Source organism: Enterococcus sp. DIV0167 (assembly GCF_050541555.1).
Classification (GTDB): domain Bacteria; phylum Bacillota; class Bacilli; order Lactobacillales; family Enterococcaceae; genus Enterococcus; species Enterococcus faecalis.
This window is the reverse complement of the sequence record NZ_CP172933.1, coordinates 1,395,605-1,414,801: the sequence shown is the minus strand read 5'-3', so window position 1 is coordinate 1,414,801 and position 19,197 is coordinate 1,395,605. Positions and strand designations below refer to the sequence as shown.

The window sequence follows — 19,197 nt, the reverse complement described above, 5'->3', positions numbered from 1 at the left end:
GTCGATCAAGTCATGAAAAATCAATGGCGTGTTATTTTGGGCCTTGTGTTGGTCTTAATTGTTGTTATTTTTGCTGTTTTAAATAATCAAGCTGTTCCAGTAAACTTTGGTTTTACTAAAATTAGTGGACCGTTAATCTTAATTATTTTAGGTTCTGCAATTATTGGCGCACTAGTTGGGTTACTAACCTCCACAACCACTATTTGGAACCAACGTAAAGAATTAAAAGCTGTACAAAAAGAGTTGGATATTTATAAAAATGATATGGATAAATTAGTCAAAGAAGAAACGGAAAAAGTTCAACGTTCTTTTGATAATCAATTGGCTGATTTGCAAGCCAAACAAGCGGCAGCACCACAAGTCTCAGAACCAGTGGTCAACGAACAAACATCAAACACAGAAGTAGACGCAACGCCTGTGTCAGGTAGTCGTATTGATCGTTATGTGAAACCTCGTGTGAATGAAGAGGATCAAAAATAAGGAAGAGACTTTATTGCTAAGTTTCTTTTAAAATAAAACTGTGATATCTGCTATTTATCTAACAGATATCACAGTTTTTTTTCTCAGATTTAAAAAAATGCTTTCTTTAGTTTTTGGAAAAATTTTGCTATAATTACTTGGTTAGGAGTGACGTCGTGAAAAAATCAAACTATCAATGGCAGTTACAGACAAAGACAGAATTACCTGTAGAATTTATAGAACAATTAAAAAAAGAACAAATTAATCCATTAATTGGCCAACTTTTATGGCACCGCAATATCCGGACAGAAGAAGCATTACGTAAGTTTCTACATCCGACTATCGAAGATATTTATGATCCGTTCTTAATGCATGATATGGAGAAAGCGGTAGCCCGCATCCAGCAAGCCGTCGAAGCGGGTGAACAAATACTTGTCTATGGGGATTATGATGCAGATGGCATCACTAGTACCACGGTTATGAAAGAAGCAATCGAATTAGTCGGTGGCATGGTTCAGTACTTTCTACCGAATCGTTTTGTTCATGGATATGGACCTAATAAAGACGTATTTGCTGAACAAATTGAACAAGGAGTCCAATTAATTGTAACCGTTGATAATGGTGTAGCCGGACATGAAGCAATTAACTACGCTATGGCACAAGGAGTAGATGTAATCGTTACTGACCATCATGAATTGCCTGAACAATTACCAGAAGCCTTTGCGATTGTCCACCCTAGACATCCGCAAGGTGACTATCCTTTTGGAGATTTAGCTGGTGTTGGTGTGGCTTTCAAAGTCGCTACTGCGTTACTTGGTGAATTGCCAATTGAGTTATTAGATTTGGTAGCAATTGGGACAATTGCTGACTTGGTTTCATTAACCGATGAAAATAGAACGTTTGTCAAAATGGGCCTTCAAATGATTCAAACTGGTGATCGAATTGGTTTAGACGTTTTATTACAAGAAGCGGGTGTGAAAAAGGAAGCTGTTTCAGAAGAATCAATTGGCTTTACCATTGGACCTCGTTTAAACGCATTAGGTCGATTAGGGGAAGCCGCACCAGGTGTTGAATTGATGACTACATTTGATGAAGAACAAGCGCTGGAAATCGCTAAATATATCGATCAACAAAACAATGAACGAAAAGACATTGTAACGACGATTGCCAAAGAAGCGCTGGATTTAATCGACCCGAATGCGCCGGTCCATATTTTAGCGAAACAAGGCTGGCATGAAGGCGTCTTAGGGATTGTCGCGGGCCGCATTATGCAAGAAACGGGGAAACCAACCATTATTTTAGCAATAGATGAATCTGGTACGACCGCTAAAGGCTCTGGACGTAGCATTAGCGCATTGAATCTCTATGAGGCGTTGAACGAAGTGCGTGAGCAATTCACTCATTTTGGTGGGCATCATATGGCAGCGGGAATGACTTTACCTGTTGAAAATATTCCTTTTGTTCAAGAACATTTGGCACACTTTATTGAAAAAAATCAAATTGATATGGCTAATGGACAAGAGTTGCTCATTAGTGAGAGCATAGCGGTTTCGCAGGCAACGACTACTTTTATTGATCAATTGCGTATTTTGGCGCCTTTTGGGACTGATAATACTGTGCCAACTTTTGTATTTAAGGAAATCACGCCTACGCAAATTCGGCAAATTGGTGCAGATAATACACATCTGAAATTTCAAATGAATCAAGAAGGGGCACAATTGGATGCAATTGCTTTTCAAATGGGGCCTCAAGCGGATGAACTAGCACAAGGAACCGCCGATGTGGCAGGCCAACTTTCCATCAATGAATGGAATGGTCGTAAGAAACCACAATTAATGGTGACTGATTTTGCTGTATCTGGAAGACAATTATTTGATTTTCGTGGCAAAAATAATCAAACGAAACCAATTCCTTCAGAAGCAACAGCTTATCTTTTGTTTGATGAAAAAAATCAAAAATTCATTTCAGATCCAACCGCTAATATTATTGTTTGGTCAAACCAAGAAGAATTGGTGGAAGCTGTTTCTCAAAATCAAATCGAACAACTGGTTTTTGTCGACTGTCCTGTGGAATCAATCACGGTTAAAGAAATTGTTGAAGCAACTGAGATACAACGTATATACATGATGTTTATTTCACCAGAAGAAGCTTATTTAAACGGTATGGCTTCACGTGAACAATTTGCAACATTGTATAAATTTATTTTGCAGCAAAAAGAAGTAAATCTACGTTCTCAGCTATCGAAGGTGGCAAATTACTTAAATATCCAAGAAAAATTATTAATTTTCATGATACAGGTGTTTTTTGACTTAGGATTTGTTACAATAGAAAGCGGTGTTTTAAACAGTATTGAGAAACCCGACAATCGACCATTGACTGAAAGTCAAGTGTACCAACAACGATTGAAAAAAATAAAAACAGAAGAATTTCTACTTTACAGTGATTGTCAAACAATACAACAATGGCTGTGGAATGAGGAGGACAAATAAAAATGGATTTAAGAGATTACATTGCAAGCATTCCAGATTATCCTGAGAAAGGGATCGTGTTCCGTGACATTTCTCCATTAATGGCTAATGGGGATGCCTATCGTGAAGCAACGAAACAAATCGTGGATTACGCGAAAGAAAAAAGAATTGATATGGTTGTAGGACCGGAAGCTCGTGGCTTTATTGTCGGCTGTCCAGTGGCTTATGAATTAGGGGTTGGCTTTGCTCCGGTTCGCAAAAAAGGAAAACTTCCTCGTGAAACCATCGAAGTGACTTATGACTTAGAATATGGTTCAGATACATTAACGTTGCACAAAGATGCCATCACACCAGGTCAACGTGTTTTGATTTGTGATGACTTGCTAGCAACTGGTGGTACAATTAAAGCAACCATCGAATTAGTCGAACAATTAGGTGGTATTGTGGTTGGTTGTGCGTTCCTAATTGAATTAATGGATTTACATGGCCGCGATAAAATTGATGGCTACGATATTGTTACCTTAATGGAATACTAATCTAATTTAATTAGAAAGAGCGAAGGAATTTAATCCTTCGCTCTTTCTTTGACATATTTATAAAAACGGAGCATAGCTTGGGGGGAACACACCGTTTTATTATTTATTAAGGGAACTTACGATAAACGTATCTTGCTTGCTGTTGTTTACGTGTACGTGTATAACGCTTCTCATCCCATGACATAAACCAAAGAATAAATAACGGCGTCACGATCATAAAAGCAAGACGTAATCCTAATGTTCCCAAAAAAATACCTATAACCAATACAAAAAATAAAAATCCAACACGACGAATTGCTTCCATGTGTATCACCTCTTCATTTGATTCGAACGAGTGTTCGTATTGTTATTATACGAATGTATGTTCGTTTTGTAAAGTCTTTTCTACTAATTTATGTTAAAATAATTCGAAAAGAAGAATAATCCTTTATAATAAAGAGATTTAGGGCAATAAAAGAACACGATGCTTTGAGCATCGTGTTCTTATTGTGCTGTGATTACGTATAAAAGAGAACAGAAAAATACATGAGAATCGCTGCAAGCATGACGAACAAGTGCCAAACCACATGCATAAACCGCACATTTTTCAATGAATAGAAGGCGGCACCTAATGTGTAAGACACACCCCCTGCGACCAATAACGCTGTTCCTGTAAATCCAAGAGATTCATATAACGGACGAGCAGCGATGATACAGAGCCAACCTAAAACAATATAAATAATCGTTGAAATGTTTTTCACTGTTTCTTGTTTATGCAACGTGAGGGATTTATAGACAATACCGACAATGGCGATTAACCAGACTAAACTGAACAAGGTCCAACCTAACCAACCGCCAATACTAATTAAGCAAAACGGCGTATAGCTGCCAGCAATCAATAAGAAAATAGAACTATGATCGAAGACCTGAAAGACCTTTTTGGCTCTAGTAAAAATTAAACTATGAAATAACGTTGAAGATAAAAAAAGTAGAATCAGCATGGAGCCATAAATAGCATAAGATACCACGTGAATTGGTGAGCCTAAACGAGCCCCTTTAACAAGTAAAATGACTAAACCAGCAATACTTAAACCTGCGCCTATGCCATGTGTAACTGCATTTAAGACTTCGTTCACGATTAGGTATTTTTTTGAGAAATGCGTTTTTTCCAATAAATTCACTTCCTTTATTTTAATTTGATGAAAAATTCGGCAGTGTCTGTTATACTATAACTAGATAATTAACCGTTTAATGGTATTCTACCATGAAAACAGGTTCCTTTTAAAGAAAGAGTGATAAATTTATGACAAACGTTAAAATCGTAACGGATTCTTCATGTACGATGGAAAAAAGTCTTAGAGATGAATTAAATATCCATATGATGCCTTTATCAATTATGGTTGATGGCGTTGTTTATCCAGATGATGATCATTTGCCAGGCGAAAAATTTATGGACATGATGGCTAATGCGAAGGCCTTACCCAAAACCAGTCAACCACCAATTGGTGAATTTGTAGAATTATATGATCGCTTAGGTGAAGATGGCAGTGAAGTAATTTCGATTCACATGACAAAAGGCTTAAGTGGAACGGTTGAAGCGGCCCGTCAAGCTAGCAACTTATCATCAAGTAAAGTAACGGTGATTGATAGCGATTTTACAGACCAAGGTTTGTCTTTCCAAGTCATTCAAGCAGCAAAATTGGCACAAGCGGGAGCGGGTGTTCCAGAAATTTTAGCTGAAATTGAACGCGTCAAACAAAATACCAAATTATACATTGGCATTTCAACATTGGATAATTTGGTTAAAGGTGGACGAATCAGCCGTACAACAGGATTATTATCAAACATTTTTAATATGAAAGTTGTCATGGACTTTGAAAATACGGAATTGATTCCTGTAGCGAAAGGCCGAGGCGTTAAAACGTTTAATAAATGGTTTGACGAATTGAAATCAGAATTAAGTAAGATTCCAAATGTTCGACAAATTGGCATTTCTCATGCGGATGGGCTAGAACTAGCAAATGGATTCAAAGAAGGATTACAAGCAATCTTTAAAGACATGGATATTCCCGTATTACATACGAATCCAGTCATTGCAACACATACAGGAAAAAATGCCTTTGCTATTATGTACTATACAGACTAAGAAATAACGAGGTTGGGTCTCGCTCTTAAATGAGTAGACGCAACCTCTTTCTAACAAGAAAAGGAAAATTTCTTGTTGGTTTATTTAAAAGGAAGTGACGAAGATGAAAAAACAAACACAGCATATTTTGCTGACCGTCTTAACACCTATCCTCATTGCGCTAGGTGTTTTTACATTGTTAAGTGTGGCCATCCCCAAAGCAAAGCCACTATTAAAGCAAGAGAAAGTGGCCACAACTGCTCAAAAAAATCAAAAAGAAGTCATTCATTATACAGCTATCGGTGATTCTTTAACTGAAGGAATTGGCGATTTGACGAATAGTGGAGGTTTTGTTCCTATTGTGGCAGATGATTTAAAAGAACACTACAACTTGAACGGTGTTCAAACAGACAATTTTGGGAAAAATGGGGATCGTAGTGATCAAATTTTAAAACGAATCAAAGAGAAACCTGAAATTCAAAAGGGCCTTGCCTCTGCGGACGTGATTACGCTAACGGTTGGTGGAAATGACTTAATGAAAGTAATTAGTAGTAATATTTTCGACTTGAAAGTCAGCTCGTTCAATCGTCCACAAAAAGCCTATCAACGCCGAGTAAGACGACTACTTGAAGAAATCCGAGAGTACAACGAGAAGGCCCCTATTTATGTCTTAGGAATTTACAATCCCTTCTACTTAAACTTTTCCGAAATTACAGAAATGCAAGAAATCGTTGATAACTGGAATCAAGCAACCGAAGAAATGGTTCAAGAGCAAAAACGAGCCTATTTCATTCCTATCAATGATTTACTCTATAAAGGTCGTGGCGATGAAGTTGGCGTAACCGGTGGCGACTCAGAAACTACAGGAAGTAGTGCTAGCAAAGAGGATTTAAACAATTTGTTATATGAAGAAGATCGCTTCCATCCGAATAATCTTGGCTACCAAATTATGGCCGGAGCTGTCCGGGATGAAATGGTCAAGACAGAGAAAGAATGGATAACCAAATCAGAAGGTAGTGAATAAAATGAATGAAGAAAAGCCAAAAACAAGTAAATCAATTAAAAAGACACAACCAACCAATCTTAAACGAAATCCCTGGAAAATCGCTTTTCTTGTTCTAGTGGGTTTAGTCATTGGTAGTGTAGCTTTCGTGACATTTCGAGCAACACAAGTTCGCGAACCAGATTTAAAGAAAATACCAGCAATTGTTGAAAAAGAAGGCGAGCCAGTCGTCACCATTCAGTCAAAAAAACAACAAGTGAACAAACTGATTGACTTTTATTTAGCCGACTTTCAAAAAGGTTCGGAGATCAAATATAAATTTTATTTAGAAAATGATGCTTTATTAAATGGAACATTTCAGGTGTTAGGGCATGACATTCCTTTTTACTTATATTTTGATCCTTACGTGATGGCGAATGGTAATGTACAATTAAAAGCAAAAAGTTTATCTATAGGAACGTTAGGCTTGCCAATTAAAGAAGTATTGAAATTTGCTAAACGTTCTTACAAACTACCTAAATGGGTTGAAATCAATCCAGATGATCAAACTGTTTTATTACGTTTAGATCAGTTTAGAATGCAAAATGGTCTATTTGTTCGAGCAGAAAAGATTAATTTAGTTGACGATGACATTCGGATGAATATATACTTGCCAAAAGAGAAATAAAAAAGGAGTGTTAGAGATGGAAGAAAAAGCAATTTTTGCAGGCGGCTGTTTCTGGTGTATGGTGCAGCCTTTTGATACACAACCAGGAATTATCTCAGTTGTTTCGGGTTATACAGGTGGGCACGTGCCTAATCCAACATATGAACAGGTTCTAACACACACAACAGGCCATACGGAAGCAGTAGAAATCACTTTTGATCCAGCGATTATTTCTTACGAACAATTAGTGGACATTTATTGGCAACAAACGGATCCTACTGATGCTTTCGGTCAGTTTCAAGACCGCGGCGATAATTATCGGCCAGTTATTTTTTATCGTTCTCAAGAACAAAAAGAAATTGCTGAGAAAAGTAAAGAACGTCTAGCTAATAGCGGCCGTTTTACAGAACCAATTGTTACCACCATCGAACCAGCAGCACCATTTTATCCTGCTGAAGAATACCATCAAGACTTTTATAAAAAAGACGCTTTGCGTTATGGATTGTCCCATCAACGTAGAAGTGAATTTATCGAAGAAAAATGGAGTGATTAATTTACATGAGACGAAGCTTTTACCATTACTTAATGACATTAAAAGGTCCGGCTAAAGATTCTGAAACTGATTTTGCCAATGAAGCGGCCAAAGATATTCAGTTTCCAAAACAAACCGAGGATTATCATGAACTTTCTTCTTATTTAGAAATGAATGCTGACTATTTAAGCAACATGGACATCTTTGATGAGTTATGGGAAAAGTACCTTGAAAACAATAAATAAATCCAGAGGAAAAGCAAACAAAGCTTTTCCTCTTTTTTCATTCATGTTATAGTAAACAAAAGTAGTGACGAATTTGTTAGAAATGAGATGAAATCTATGAAGAACAAACGAACTGTTCCTTTTTATCAATATATTATTTCGCTCCTCTGTGTCGCATTTTTAGCTGGAGGAAGTAGTTATATTTATTTTGATCATCGTGTTAAAAAGATGAGTCAAGAAGGGGCAATTACCAATGCTGATTTAAGCAAAGTGCAGGATTTATATAATGAAATTAGTACCAATTATGTAGGTGAAGTAGATAAAAATGAATTAGTTGAAGGCGCCTTAAAAGGCATGTCTGAAGCCATTGGAGATCCATACTCAACTTATCTAAATGAATCTGCTGCCAATGATTTAAACGAAAGCTTATCTGGCGATTTTGAAGGAATTGGTGCCACTATGACAATGAAAGATGGCGAACCAGTTGTAGCAGAGGCCCCTGTAGCAGATTCCCCAGCTGAAAAAGCGGGAATCAAAGAAGGCGATATTATTGAAAAAGTTGATGGTACAGCTACAAAAGGGATGAAACTAGCAGAAGTCGTCTCAAAAGTCCGAGGTAAAAAAGGAACTTCCGTTGAATTGACTATCCAAAGAGAGGGAGAAACTAAAAATATCTCAATCAAACGTGGGAAAATTCCCGTTAAAACAGTGACAGGTGAGTTAGACAAAAAAGATGCACAAATTGGCTCGATTAAAATTACGTCCTTTGGTAAAAAAACATATCAGGAATTGAAAGAAACAATCACGAATTTACGAGACAAAGGAGCTAAATCCTTTGTAATTGATGTACGCCAAAATCCTGGTGGACTGCTAGATCAAGCAGAGCGAATGGCCAGTATGTTTTTAAAAAATGGCGAAATAATTGTTCAATTTGAAGACAAAAAAGGACGTACGATGAAAGAAGTTGCTTCCAAAGAATTAGACGACGGCTTTAAAGTAAAAGAACCTGTTGCAGTTATCATTGATGGCAATAGTGCCAGTGCATCCGAAATTTTTGCTGCAGCACTGCATGAATCTGCGAATGTCCCATTAATTGGAACGAAAACATTTGGCAAAGGAACGGTCCAAACGGTGAAGGATTTAAATGACCAAACCGAAATAAAATTGACTGTTTTAAAATGGTTAACACCAAAAGGCGAATGGATCAACGAAAAAGGAATTGAACCAACCATCAAAGCTGATTACCCCGAGTATGCCTATTTAAAATTGATTCCTCGCGATAAAACGCTAAAAGAAGGAGATCAATCTGAAGATATTCAGAACTTAAATGCTATTTTAGCTGTATTAGCGTATCCTGTTGATGAAAACAATGCAAACTACACCGCAGAAACAAAAGCAGCGGTTAGCGATCTTCAACAGAAAAATGGCTTGCCTATAACTGGAGAAATCGACAATGAAACAGCCACAAAAATTGAAGCCACTTTAGGTAAATTAATTCTTGAAAATGACGCTGCTTACGATACAGCAGTCAAGGAAATTCAAAAAAACTAGAAAAAAGGTGGCACGAAGTTGAAGAAGAAACGTGATTATGTTGGGTATTTAATGTACTTTCTGAAAATCTTAGTACCAGCAATCGTAGCCGTTTTTATTTTAAGAGGATTTTTCCTGATTCCTGTTCGGGTGGATGGCCATTCCATGCAAAAAACCTTGAATCAAGGAGATATGATTGTGATGGAAAAATTCTCCGCCATTAAACGGTTTGATGTGGTGGTCTTTAAAACAGACACAGGATCGATTCTGATTAAACGTGTGATTGGTTTACCAGGAGAAGCTGTGCGTTACGAAAACGATCAATTATATGTCAATAATCAGCCAATCGCTGAACCCTATTTAACTAAAAACAGAAAAAAAGATCATGAAACGATGCCTTACACTACGAATTTTGATTCAAAAGAATTGTTAATGCAAGAAAAATTACCTAAAGATAGCTATTTTGTACTTGGTGATAATCGCCGTATGTCCAAAGACAGCCGTTCTTTTGGTGCAATACATGCAGATCAAATCTTAGGGAAAGCACAATTTGTTTATTACCCACTCACTCATATGAAGATCATTCCTAAATAAGTAAGACCACTAGTTCGTTTATTTAAATAACGACTAGTGGTCTTTTCTAATCTGAAAAATTGTTCTCTTAGCTGAAAAATGTTAAGGTTAAAGTAATGATAGATGTAGGAGGTCATGCAAATGATTAGAAAAACTATTTTAGCAAGCTCTATCTTAGGCGTTGGGTTGCTAATTGGTGCATGTGGGAATCAAACCCAAACCCAAATGAATTCAACCAATACCAGTGAATCATCACAGCCTAAAGTAACCGAATCAAGTCGCAAGTCATCTGAAAGTGCGTCTAATAACGAAGGTGTATCAAGCGATTCTAGTAAATCCACAAGTTCCACTACAGAATCAGAAATCTTAAAAGGTCTGGCGGAAGAAAAAACGCTAAAAGAAAAAATTCCGTCCTTGAATCAAACAACGATTAAGAAAGTCACTGATAATGAGTATAAACGCATTCTTGTGATGGAAGAAAAGGCTACAGGAACGACCTATAAAAGTATTTTGATAAAAAAACAAAATCGCTTAAAAATTGTCAACGAAACAACCGATGAATTGTTATACAATGGAACCCTATAAGAACGAAACCATTCAATAAACTCAAAAGTATCGCCATTGTTTTCAAAGAAAAATTTCTTTGGAAACAATGGTTTTTTTGTTGACAAAAGAATTTCTAAGATATATAGTTAGTTACATAAGTAGTTAACCGTTTAAGCGAGGTGTAAAAATGGAATTTAATTTTTCGGGGGAAAAGCCTTTATTTCAGCAAGTAGCCGATCAGATTGCCGAAGGAATTTTTAATGGCGCTTACTTAGAAGGCGAACAAATTCCCTCAACCACAGAAATATCAAAAAGTTACCAAATCAATCCAGCCACCGTTTTAAAAGGAATGAATTTATTAGTAGAACGACAGCTGATTGAAAAGAAACGGGGGATTGGCATGTTTGTTTTACCAGGCGCTCAAGAGAGAGTAAGAAGTGCACGGAAAGAAGAATTTTTAAATAAAGAAGTCTTAGAAGTTGTCGCAGAAGCTAAAAAATTAGGGATTACAGCTGAACAATTAAAACAACTAATTGAAAGAGGGTATGAAGCATGAGTTTGCGGGTGGAATCAGTAAGTAAAAAATATCATCAAAAAAAAGCACTAGATAATATTTCAATTACTTTTGAAAAAGAAACGATTTATGGGCTCTTAGGCAGAAACGGGGCTGGTAAAAGTACGTTATTAAATATCATAAATAATCGAAGTTTTGCCACTTCAGGTTCCGTTCAATTGGCGGGAGAAACAGTGACCGATAATGAGGCTGCTTTGACTCATATTTACTTAATGAGTGAAGATAATTTGTTTCCTCCTCAGTTAAAAATTAAAGATATTTTTAAAACGACTGAAGGTTTTTATGGATCCTTTGACTGGTCTTTGGCCGAACAAATGTTAAGCGATTTTGGTTTAGATAGTAAAAAGACATTCAAAAAATTATCAACTGGTTATCGGAGTATTGCTAAACTAATAGTGGCGCTATCCGTCCCCTGTGAGTATATTTTTTTAGATGAGCCAGTCTTAGGTTTAGACGCCAATCATCGGGAATTATTTTATACTTATTTAATTGAGACATACCAAGAACGTCCCCGTACGTTTGTGATTTCCACCCATTTGATTGAAGAAATTGCGAATTTATTAGAAGATATTATCATCATTGATCAAGGAAAATTGATTCGCGCAGAATCTATTGAAACAATTTTGAAAAACGGTCGCATTGTTTCTGGGCCGAAAGAACAAGTAGAGCGCTATACTCAGTCATTGGAAATCTTAGGCATGGACACTTTAGGTGGAGCAGTTACGGCTTACGTGTACGGCGACTTGCCGACTGAAAAAGCAGAGGTTCAAATTGCGCCGCTAAATTTACAAACATATTTTGTACAATTAACCAATAGAAAGAAGGAAAAGTAAAATGAAATTTAAAACAGCTTTGCGGTATCGTGTTATTTATCAAGTCCGTTCCTTAGCAATTTATTTTGGCTTTTATGCTTTGTTCGGCATTCTTTTTCCTCTTATTGGGTTGCTCTTTTCTAACGACGTGAACACTGTCAGCTCTGATGCAGTAATTCCTTGTCTGGTTTTTATGGGGATACTATCATTTTTAGGGGTAAACACAGATTTTAAACTGTTTATTCAAAACGGGCTTTCCCGCTGGACGATTTTTTTGGTGAATTTTGTAAGTAATGCTATTTTATCTTTGGTTGGATCCTTGGCTGTACTTGTACTGATTAAAGTATTTAGCGGCAATTTCATTTCTCATTTTCAATTATCAATGAAATTAATTGATGTCTATGCGCAAGGAAACTTTTTCATGTCGTGGTTGCTCTTTTTTATCTTACTAATGCTTAGCGGCTCACTTGGCTTGTTAGCAGGTGTCTTTAATGATCGGATAGATGGCGTAAAAAAACTCATTGTTTTATTGCTGTTATTAATGATTCCTATTTTACTGGGCACGATTGCACAATTAGGGGGGGCACCAATGCGCCTGAGAATGCTCCATGTCTTGCAAGCAATGGTTGGTTATCAATCCACTGGTTTTACTGTCCTACCACTTCTTCTGACAATCAGTTGCTTTGTTGGCATTAATCTTGGTTTGGCCTATTTATTGAATAAACATCGTGAAATTAAACGCGTAAATGCATAACTAATTAATAAGAACATGTTCAATGAGGTGAATTTGGAACATGTTCTTATTGTTTTAATTGAGAGATACATCGGAAGTACCATGACAAAGGAAAGGGCTTCCGTCAAAATAGAAAGAGAAGAAAGGAGTATGAAAAGAGTAAAAAACTTTGTAAATAAGTAAACGACAAAGAATGAAAAATGGAGGGGTAACATGGCGGTAATTGAAGCAAAAAATATTAAAAAAAGTTATGGAAAGAACGAAACAAAATTTGATGCGTTAAAAGGTGTTGATTTAAAAGTTGAAAAAGGTGAATCTGTGGCCATAATTGGTAAAAGTGGCTCTGGGAAATCAACATTTATGCACATTTTGGCATTGTTAGATCAACCAACTTCAGGAGATATTTATTTAAATGGTAAAAATGTTACTAGTATTAGAAAGAAAGTGCTGAATAAAACGAGAAATGAAGAATTTGGTTTTGTTTTTCAACAATTCTTTATGAATGCCAAGGATACAGTTTTAAATAATGTTCTTTTACCATTAAAAATTGGTGGAATTTCCGGTAGCAAGAGGAAAAAGATGGCTTTAGATGCGTTAAAAGCAGTCGGTTTGGAAGATAAAGTTCAAAACAAAGCGAATAATTTATCTGGTGGTCAAAAACAACGGGTATGCATAGCGCGTGCTTTAGTTAATAATCCGCAAATTATTTTTGCGGACGAACCTACAGGGAATTTAGATTCTGCCACTGGGAAGAAAATTGAAGAATTATTATTTGATTTAAATAAAAATAAAGGAATTACCTTAATTATTGTGACACATGATCCAGATTTAGCAGCACGTTGTGATCGGCAAGTTCATGTTCGAGACGGCTTGATTGTAGGAGGAGATGAGTAAATGAAATTTAGAGATATTTTAAAATCAGCTAGTACCAATTTAATGCGTAATAAAGGCCGAACCGTATTGACCATTATTGCAATCTTTATTGGAGCATTTACCATAGCTTTAACTACAGGAGTCAATATTGGTGTAAATGATTATATTGACAAACAAGTCGGCAGTGTCGGTGGTGCAAATCAGCTATTTATTCAGCCAAAAATGGAGATGAATGTTGGTAACGGAACAGAACCAAGTAAATATAATCCAGAGAAAAAAACCAGTACGATTCAACAACAAAGTATGCTTGCTGAAAAAGATATTGAGAAGATTAAAAAAATCTCGGATATTACATCAGTGGAACCAATGAAATCCGTTGCTATCGATTATATAAAAGGAGCAGATAAGCATAAATATGTATTTTCAGCAACTTCTGCGCTAGATGAGATGACCATTGATTTAGCGGCTGGCCGTAAAGTTTCGCAAACGAGCCAGGACTTCGAAATTAATTTGTCACCAGAATATGTAAAGGCACTCGGCTATACATCTAGTAAAGCTGCCGTGGGAGAAACAGTTCAATTAGGTATCTCAAGTTCCTTGAAAGGACAAGAGCAAGTTATTGAAGCAAAAATTGTTGGCGTTAGAAATACCAGTGTCATTCAAAATGGGCTCTCGCTGATGAATAAAGCATTGATTGATAAAGTTGTCTCAATCAATCAAGCAGATCTTCCAGAACATTTAAAAAATCAATACGCGATGATTATTGCTGAAGTTAAAAAAGACAGCACGCCAGAGCAGATTAAGGACATCAAAAAAGACTTAGATAAAGCTGGCTATTTAGCGACTACTGTCGAAGATGAAATTGGTATGATTCGTAATATAATCAATGCAATCACTGGTGTTTTAACCATGTTTGGTGCAATTGCCTTGTTAGCTGCAAGCTTTGGCATTATTAACACGCTGTATATGTCTGTCCAAGAAAGAACGCGAGAAATTGGTTTAATGAAAGCCATGGGTCTTAGCAATGGGAAAGTCTTTACAATTTTTAGTGTTGAGGCGGCTTTAATTGGCTTTTTTGGCTCAATGTTAGGCATTTTAGGAGCTGTTGGGGTTGGAAATTTAGTTAATCGTTTGGCAACGGATTCTTTTTTAAAGGCTTTAACAGGATTTAAATTAATTCAATTTTCATTGCCATCTTCACTAATGATTATCTTAGTTATTATGTTTATTGCTTTTTTAGCAGGAACTTTACCAGCTCGAAGAGCAGCCAAATTAGATCCAATTGAATCTTTACGTTATGAATAATAGACTAAAAACAGCTACTTTCTCTCAATTTAACTAAAGCATATTCTTATATAAAAAGAAGGCAATAGGCGTATACTAAAAGTGTGAAAAATGAAACAAATGAGAGGAAGTTGGTTTATGAAAGCTGTTGTGATTAATCAGTACGGAAGTAAAGAGGTACTTGAAGAAGCAGAAGTAACACTGCCAGAATTATCGGAACATCAAGTGTTGGTAAAAGAATACGCGACATCAATTAATCCGATTGATTGGAAATTGCGTGAAGGATATTTAAAACAGATGTTTGATTGGTCCTTTCCGATTATTCTTGGTTGGGATGTCGCTGGTGTGATTACAGAGGTGGGGAGTCAAGTAACGGATTGGCAAGTTGGCGATAAAGTTTTTGCTCGTCCTGAAACCACTCGTTTTGGTACCTATGCAGAAGTAACGATTGTGGATGATCATTTATTAGCAAAAATCCCTGAAACAATTAGCTTTGAAGAAGCGGCTGCCGTTCCGTTGGCTGGTTTAACCGCTTGGCAAGCATTGTTTGATCATGGTCACCTTAAAGAAGGAGAAACTGTTTTAATTCATGCTGGTGCAGGTGGGGTCGGTACTTATGCGATTCAACTAGCAAAAGAAGCGGGCGCACATGTCATCACGACCGCTAGCGCAAAAAATCATGCCTTACTGAAAAAAATTGGTGCAGATGAAGTGATTGATTATCATACAACGAATTTTGTAGAGGTATTAACTGATGTTGATTTGGTCTTTGATACAATGGGTGGTGAGGTTCAAAAAAATAGTTTTGACGTCTTAAAACCAAACACAGGTCGTCTTGTTTCAATTGTGGGCATTGAAGATAAACAATTGGCAGCCGAAAAAAATATTTCTGCTGAAAGTATTTGGCTTCAACCAAATGGAGAACAATTACAAAAAATTGCTGATTTGATGGCAGCTGGAAAAGTGAAATCAATTATTGGTGAAGTTTTCCCTTTTTCTAGACAAGGGATTTATGATGCACATGCACTCAGTGAAACGCACCATGCAGTTGGTAAAATAGTTGTTCAAATGGCAGAATAAAAAGAAGCTCAGACAGTGAATTATCTTAAAATAGAAAAAGTGAGCCTGGGACAAAAATCCAAAGAGATTTTTGTCCCAGGCTCAAAACCTGATAAACGGCGGGAACAGAACTAACTCCTTCGGAAATAAGCCGAAATTCTCCAAAAATTAAAGAGCAATTTTCGGAAATTTCTTCTTATTTCTCGGAGCTAAACGGTTCTGTCCCGACCTCACTTTTTTGTTAAGAGGGCAGATGTGCCAACCAAGTTTGTGTTTCCTTAATTTCTTGATAAGTTAATTGATGACTTTGTGTCCAAACCTCTTGTACGGTTGCTCCATGATTCTGAAATAATTGAATCACACGCATACTTTCAGGAAGTGGGACAATCGGGTCATGCTCTCCTAGAGATAATAAAACAGAAGTGTCGGTCAAGTCTGGTTGATTGGTCAATTCAACAGGAAACATGGGATGATAGAGGACAGCTTGATGGTAACTATCGGGATGAGTAAGCAATAATTGAATAGCGATATTGGCCCCATTTGAATAGCCAATAAAAATAATTTTATCCAATGAAAATTGATGCTCGTTAGCGGCTTGTTGAATAAACTTATGAAGCGCCTCGCCGCGTTTTTCTAGATCTTCTAAGTCATAATGACCTTCCGCTAGGCGCTTAAAATAACGATTCATTCCATTTTCTGAAACATCACCACGAATACTTAGCACAGTAGCTTGTTTATTTAGTTCTTGAGCAATTGGTAGGAGAGCTGTTTCATCACCACCTGTACCGTGAAGTAGCACAAAGACAGGTGCTTCAGGATGTCCTTTTTTAAAAATTGAATGCATGTTTTTTCCTCCTTAGGCTCGTTTTGTATTGAAAGGCTTGATCACACTCTCAATATACTCACGACGGTTTTCTAAAAATGGCGCAAGAGATAACTTTTCTCCTAATGTTTCGTAAGGTTCGTCCCCCATAAATCCTGGTTCATCGGTGGCTAATTCGACTAAAATATGTCCAATGCGAACATACAATGATTCAAAGTAATAACGATCGACATAGCCAGAGTTTTGTAAGCCTAAATGATCAAAGAGCGCTTGCCAAGTCCCAAGTGATTTGCGATCCGCTAAGCGGAATGCAACGTGATGTACTTCACCATATCCTTGTTGTGCTTGTGAGCTAGTATCATCGTCTACCAAAACGACTTGGGCACCATTGCCACCTTGGCCAACTTCAAGTAAATAGCGATTGCCTTCTTGTGCCACTACGTGAAAGCCTAGAATTTCTTCAAAGACTTCTTTGAATTCATGAAAATAGGAAATAGCTATTTCGACAGGTCCTAAGCCATAAATCGCAAATTCTGTAGGGACAGGTCCTTTTTTCCAAGGGGTGCCCGCTGCAACGCCCTGATTTAATTCATCAGAGATTAATTGATACGCTTGATCATCAAAATCCCAGAAGCGAAGGACCTTTTTGCCGAATTCTTCAGAAATACCTGTGTGTTTGACAGCAAATTCATTGAAGCGATTTTCATAATAAGTCAAAGCTGCATCTGAAGGAACCCGGAACCCTGTTCTTGAAATTGTATTGGTTCCTTTTAATCCTTTAGGGTTATTGGGAAAATCGAAAAAGGTCATGGTTGTACCTGGTGTACCCAAATCATCGGCAAAATAGGTATGGTAAGTATAGATATCATCTTGATTCACTGTTTTTTTGACTAAACGCATCCCTAAAACGTCCGTAAAGAAGTGATAGTTTTTTTCTGCATCACTTGTCATAGCTGTAACGTGGTGGATTCCTAATAATTGATCTTCTTTTTTCATCATTATTTCCTCATTTCGTTTCATTTGTTATTTTTCGTAAAGTTTTTTGAAGAAGTGTTAATTCTTCGGAAGAGAGTTGTTCAAATGCTTCTGCAATTCGCTTTGCATGCGTCGGGAAAATTTCTTCAATTAATGTTTTTCCAGCTTCTGTTAATTCAACGTAAGTAATGCGTCGGTCTTTTTCACTGGGGGTGCGCGTTACATAGCCTTTTTTATGTAATTGGTCAATAACATAAGTGGTGCTACTGCTAGCAATTAAAATTTTCTCCTTGATTTTTTGGATGGTCTGAGGACCTTTATGGAGTAACAGCTCTAATACTGAAAATTCTGTAATGTTTAAGTCATAACAAGTGACATCTTGCTTGGCAAGTTGCTCTAGTTGATGGCTGGTTCTTAATAAACCAATATAGGCTTTTAAAGCTTCTTGCTGTTGGCTCATTGTTTCACCTCTTTTTTATTTCGAATTCGAGATAAATATAACTTACTTTTGGTAAGTAATCAATTAATATGCTTAAAAAGACAGCCAGCAAAAAATGTGAATTTTTGCTGGCTGTCTTTTTTGTTTAATTTAGAAGATCGTTGGAACTAAGCCGCCATCGATTCTTAAGGCTTCGCCTGAGAAGGAAGAAGAATCCGGGCTGGCCACAAAGGTAACAAAACGACCAATTTCTTCTGGTCGAATGAGCCGTTGGATTTGTGAACGAGAACGATGATTTTTCATGAAATCTTTTTCCCAATCCTCTTTGGGAATGTCTGAATCAGCGTACATATCTTCCAACATTTTTTCTACACCTTCGGTAAGGGTCGAGCCAGGCATAACCGTGTTAACGGTGACATGTGTGCCAACAGTTAAGTTGGATAAACTTTTAGCTAAGGAAAGATTCATCGTTTTTGTCATGCTATATTGGGGCTTTTCGCCAGAAGGCATCACCGCTTCTTCGCTAGCGATGAAAATAATGCGACCAAAATCTTGTGCAAGCATTTTAGGTAGATAAGCTTTTGCTAATGCATTGCCTGACAACACGTTCACAGTAAAAAATTTTTCCCAAGTGGCGTCATCGATGTCCCAGTATTCCATTGGTTCAAAAATCCCCATATTATTCACTAAAATGTCGACTTTAGGGAATTTTTCAAGTAAAGTAGTTCGTTGACTTTCAATGGAAATATCGGCAGTTCCTGCTTGAGGATGAGTATCTGGAAACATTGTTTGTATTTCTTCAACAACTTTGATTACTTCGGCTTCATTGCGCCCATTGATAATGACATCGGTCCCTTCACGAGCCATTTCAATCGCAATTGCTTTGCCAATTCCTTTGGTTGAACCAGTAATTAATGCTAATTTATTCGTTAAGTGTAAATCCATTTAAATCCCTCCAACGTTTGTCTATATGTCTATATCTAGTGTAGGTCTTTTTCTGGACT

The 19,197-nt window shown here is 36.9% G+C and carries 23 protein-coding genes; 17 read left to right on the top strand and 6 right to left on the bottom strand.

Annotated features, from left to right (window positions below; translation table 11 throughout):
- The first annotated feature begins 12 nt into the window (after positions 1-12).
- The 3 genes from IGM09_RS06910 to IGM09_RS06900 all read left to right on the top strand — a co-directional run bounded on the left by IGM09_RS06910 (position 13) and on the right by IGM09_RS06900 (position 3,463).
- Positions 13-480 carry a LapA family protein gene (locus tag IGM09_RS06910; protein ID WP_010823711.1) on the top strand — a complete coding sequence of 156 codons (468 nt, stop codon included), beginning with the start codon at positions 13-15 and terminating at the stop codon, positions 478-480.
- 155 nt (positions 481-635) lie between these two features.
- Positions 636-2,948, top strand: a complete 2,313-nt coding sequence (recJ, locus tag IGM09_RS06905; RefSeq protein WP_033624989.1) for a single-stranded-DNA-specific exonuclease RecJ — start codon at positions 636-638, stop codon at positions 2,946-2,948.
- 2 nt (positions 2,949-2,950) lie between these two features.
- Entirely contained in the window at positions 2,951-3,463 is a 513-nt protein-coding gene (locus IGM09_RS06900; RefSeq protein WP_002357441.1) for an adenine phosphoribosyltransferase, read from the top strand.
- 106 nt (positions 3,464-3,569) lie between these two features.
- Here IGM09_RS06900 and IGM09_RS06895 read toward each other — a convergent pair whose 3' ends face one another.
- Both IGM09_RS06895 and trhA read right to left on the bottom strand, forming a co-directional pair.
- Positions 3,570-3,767 carry a hypothetical protein gene (locus IGM09_RS06895; protein WP_002360203.1) on the bottom strand — a complete coding sequence of 66 codons (198 nt, stop codon included), beginning with the start codon at positions 3,765-3,767 and terminating at the stop codon, positions 3,570-3,572.
- A 193-nt stretch (positions 3,768-3,960) separates the two neighbouring features.
- Complete coding sequence (trhA, locus tag IGM09_RS06890; RefSeq protein WP_002357443.1) at positions 3,961-4,614, bottom strand: PAQR family membrane homeostasis protein TrhA; 654 nt, start codon at positions 4,612-4,614, stop codon at positions 3,961-3,963.
- A gap of 131 nt (positions 4,615-4,745) precedes the next feature.
- Between trhA and IGM09_RS06885 the strand changes: the two genes are divergently transcribed.
- The 14 genes from IGM09_RS06885 to IGM09_RS06820 all read left to right on the top strand — a co-directional run bounded on the left by IGM09_RS06885 (position 4,746) and on the right by IGM09_RS06820 (position 15,977).
- Positions 4,746-5,588, top strand: coding sequence for a DegV family protein (locus IGM09_RS06885; RefSeq protein ID WP_002357444.1), 843 nt, complete (start codon positions 4,746-4,748; stop codon positions 5,586-5,588).
- Positions 5,589-5,691: 103 nt separating this feature from the next.
- Positions 5,692-6,591 (top strand): SGNH/GDSL hydrolase family protein, encoded by a 900-nt coding sequence (locus IGM09_RS06880; protein WP_002365717.1) that lies wholly within the window; start codon positions 5,692-5,694, stop codon positions 6,589-6,591.
- Positions 6,584-7,237, top strand: coding sequence for a YpmS family protein (locus IGM09_RS06875; protein ID WP_002357446.1), 654 nt, complete (start codon positions 6,584-6,586; stop codon positions 7,235-7,237). The genes IGM09_RS06880 and IGM09_RS06875 overlap by 8 nt, the downstream gene beginning before the upstream one ends.
- A 16-nt stretch (positions 7,238-7,253) precedes the next feature.
- On the top strand, positions 7,254-7,769 hold the full coding sequence (gene msrA, locus IGM09_RS06870) for a peptide-methionine (S)-S-oxide reductase MsrA (RefSeq protein WP_002357448.1): 516 nt from the start codon (positions 7,254-7,256) through the stop codon (positions 7,767-7,769).
- Positions 7,770-7,774: 5 nt separating this feature from the next.
- Positions 7,775-7,993, top strand: a complete 219-nt coding sequence (locus tag IGM09_RS06865; RefSeq protein WP_002364020.1) for a YozE family protein — start codon at positions 7,775-7,777, stop codon at positions 7,991-7,993.
- 87 nt (positions 7,994-8,080) lie between these two features.
- Positions 8,081-9,523 carry a S41 family peptidase gene (locus tag IGM09_RS06860; RefSeq protein ID WP_016618352.1) on the top strand — a complete coding sequence of 481 codons (1,443 nt, stop codon included), beginning with the start codon at positions 8,081-8,083 and terminating at the stop codon, positions 9,521-9,523.
- Between the two features lie 18 nt (positions 9,524-9,541).
- Positions 9,542-10,096, top strand: coding sequence for a signal peptidase I (gene lepB / locus IGM09_RS06855; protein ID WP_002382369.1), 555 nt, complete (start codon positions 9,542-9,544; stop codon positions 10,094-10,096).
- Between the two features lie 114 nt (positions 10,097-10,210).
- Positions 10,211-10,660, top strand: a complete 450-nt coding sequence (locus IGM09_RS06850; protein WP_002357452.1) for a hypothetical protein — start codon at positions 10,211-10,213, stop codon at positions 10,658-10,660.
- 148 nt (positions 10,661-10,808) lie between these two features.
- Complete coding sequence (locus IGM09_RS06845) at positions 10,809-11,177, top strand: GntR family transcriptional regulator (RefSeq protein WP_002365712.1); 369 nt, start codon at positions 10,809-10,811, stop codon at positions 11,175-11,177.
- Positions 11,174-12,028, top strand: a complete 855-nt coding sequence (locus tag IGM09_RS06840; RefSeq protein WP_010707542.1) for an ATP-binding cassette domain-containing protein — start codon at positions 11,174-11,176, stop codon at positions 12,026-12,028. The genes IGM09_RS06845 and IGM09_RS06840 overlap by 4 nt, the downstream gene beginning before the upstream one ends.
- Before the next feature lies 1 nt (position 12,029).
- Entirely contained in the window at positions 12,030-12,761 is a 732-nt protein-coding gene (locus IGM09_RS06835; protein ID WP_002371093.1) for a hypothetical protein, read from the top strand.
- A gap of 192 nt (positions 12,762-12,953) precedes the next feature.
- Positions 12,954-13,634 carry an ABC transporter ATP-binding protein gene (locus IGM09_RS06830; protein WP_002357457.1) on the top strand — a complete coding sequence of 227 codons (681 nt, stop codon included), beginning with the start codon at positions 12,954-12,956 and terminating at the stop codon, positions 13,632-13,634.
- Positions 13,635-14,918 carry an ABC transporter permease gene (locus IGM09_RS06825; RefSeq protein WP_010775867.1) on the top strand — a complete coding sequence of 428 codons (1,284 nt, stop codon included), beginning with the start codon at positions 13,635-13,637 and terminating at the stop codon, positions 14,916-14,918.
- Positions 14,919-15,008: 90 nt separating this feature from the next.
- Positions 15,009-15,977, top strand: a complete 969-nt coding sequence (locus tag IGM09_RS06820; protein WP_025192033.1) for an NADP-dependent oxidoreductase — start codon at positions 15,009-15,011, stop codon at positions 15,975-15,977.
- A 220-nt stretch (positions 15,978-16,197) separates the two neighbouring features.
- On the opposite strand, the gene IGM09_RS06815 is transcribed toward IGM09_RS06820, so the two are convergent.
- From IGM09_RS06815 to IGM09_RS06800, 4 genes are all read right to left on the bottom strand, one after another.
- Complete coding sequence (locus tag IGM09_RS06815) at positions 16,198-16,800, bottom strand: alpha/beta hydrolase (RefSeq protein ID WP_033624988.1); 603 nt, start codon at positions 16,798-16,800, stop codon at positions 16,198-16,200.
- A gap of 12 nt (positions 16,801-16,812) precedes the next feature.
- Positions 16,813-17,775: a ring-cleaving dioxygenase gene (locus tag IGM09_RS06810; protein WP_002381868.1), complete on the bottom strand. Its 963-nt coding sequence runs from the start codon at positions 17,773-17,775 to the stop codon at positions 16,813-16,815.
- Between the two features lie 10 nt (positions 17,776-17,785).
- The gene (locus IGM09_RS06805) at positions 17,786-18,214 is read right to left on the bottom strand and encodes a MarR family winged helix-turn-helix transcriptional regulator (protein WP_033594768.1); all 429 of its coding nucleotides are present in this window, start codon (positions 18,212-18,214) and stop codon (positions 17,786-17,788) included.
- 129 nt (positions 18,215-18,343) lie between these two features.
- Positions 18,344-19,138 (bottom strand): SDR family NAD(P)-dependent oxidoreductase, encoded by a 795-nt coding sequence (locus tag IGM09_RS06800; RefSeq protein WP_033624987.1) that lies wholly within the window; start codon positions 19,136-19,138, stop codon positions 18,344-18,346.
- Positions 19,139-19,197 lie beyond the last annotated feature (59 nt).

Bases quoted from the DNA above. Each gene is read 5' to 3' on its own strand.
- IGM09_RS06805 (WP_033594768.1), bottom strand. From the start codon at position 18,214: ATGAGCCAACAGCAAGAAGCTTTAAAAGCCTATATTGGTTTATTAAGA.
- IGM09_RS06820 (WP_025192033.1), top strand. From the start codon at position 15,009: ATGAAACAAATGAGAGGAAGTTGGTTTATGAAAGCTGTTGTGATTAAT.
- IGM09_RS06900 (WP_002357441.1), top strand. From the start codon at position 2,951: ATGGATTTAAGAGATTACATTGCAAGCATTCCAGATTATCCTGAGAAA.
- IGM09_RS06865 (WP_002364020.1), top strand. From the start codon at position 7,775: ATGAGACGAAGCTTTTACCATTACTTAATGACATTAAAAGGTCCGGCT.
- IGM09_RS06860 (WP_016618352.1), top strand. From the start codon at position 8,081: ATGAAATCTATGAAGAACAAACGAACTGTTCCTTTTTATCAATATATT.
- IGM09_RS06815 (WP_033624988.1), bottom strand. From the start codon at position 16,800: ATGCATTCAATTTTTAAAAAAGGACATCCTGAAGCACCTGTCTTTGTG.
- IGM09_RS06880 (WP_002365717.1), top strand. From the start codon at position 5,692: ATGAAAAAACAAACACAGCATATTTTGCTGACCGTCTTAACACCTATC.
- IGM09_RS06800 (WP_033624987.1), bottom strand. From the start codon at position 19,138: ATGGATTTACACTTAACGAATAAATTAGCATTAATTACTGGTTCAACC.
- IGM09_RS06850 (WP_002357452.1), top strand. From the start codon at position 10,211: ATGCAAATGATTAGAAAAACTATTTTAGCAAGCTCTATCTTAGGCGTT.
- IGM09_RS06845 (WP_002365712.1), top strand. From the start codon at position 10,809: ATGGAATTTAATTTTTCGGGGGAAAAGCCTTTATTTCAGCAAGTAGCC.
- IGM09_RS06840 (WP_010707542.1), top strand. From the start codon at position 11,174: ATGAGTTTGCGGGTGGAATCAGTAAGTAAAAAATATCATCAAAAAAAA.
- IGM09_RS06910 (WP_010823711.1), top strand. From the start codon at position 13: ATGAAAAATCAATGGCGTGTTATTTTGGGCCTTGTGTTGGTCTTAATT.
- IGM09_RS06810 (WP_002381868.1), bottom strand. From the start codon at position 17,775: ATGAAAAAAGAAGATCAATTATTAGGAATCCACCACGTTACAGCTATG.
- IGM09_RS06885 (WP_002357444.1), top strand. From the start codon at position 4,746: ATGACAAACGTTAAAATCGTAACGGATTCTTCATGTACGATGGAAAAA.
- IGM09_RS06835 (WP_002371093.1), top strand. From the start codon at position 12,030: ATGAAATTTAAAACAGCTTTGCGGTATCGTGTTATTTATCAAGTCCGT.
- msrA (WP_002357448.1), top strand. From the start codon at position 7,254: ATGGAAGAAAAAGCAATTTTTGCAGGCGGCTGTTTCTGGTGTATGGTG.
- IGM09_RS06830 (WP_002357457.1), top strand. From the start codon at position 12,954: ATGGCGGTAATTGAAGCAAAAAATATTAAAAAAAGTTATGGAAAGAAC.
- IGM09_RS06825 (WP_010775867.1), top strand. From the start codon at position 13,635: ATGAAATTTAGAGATATTTTAAAATCAGCTAGTACCAATTTAATGCGT.
- IGM09_RS06895 (WP_002360203.1), bottom strand. From the start codon at position 3,767: ATGGAAGCAATTCGTCGTGTTGGATTTTTATTTTTTGTATTGGTTATA.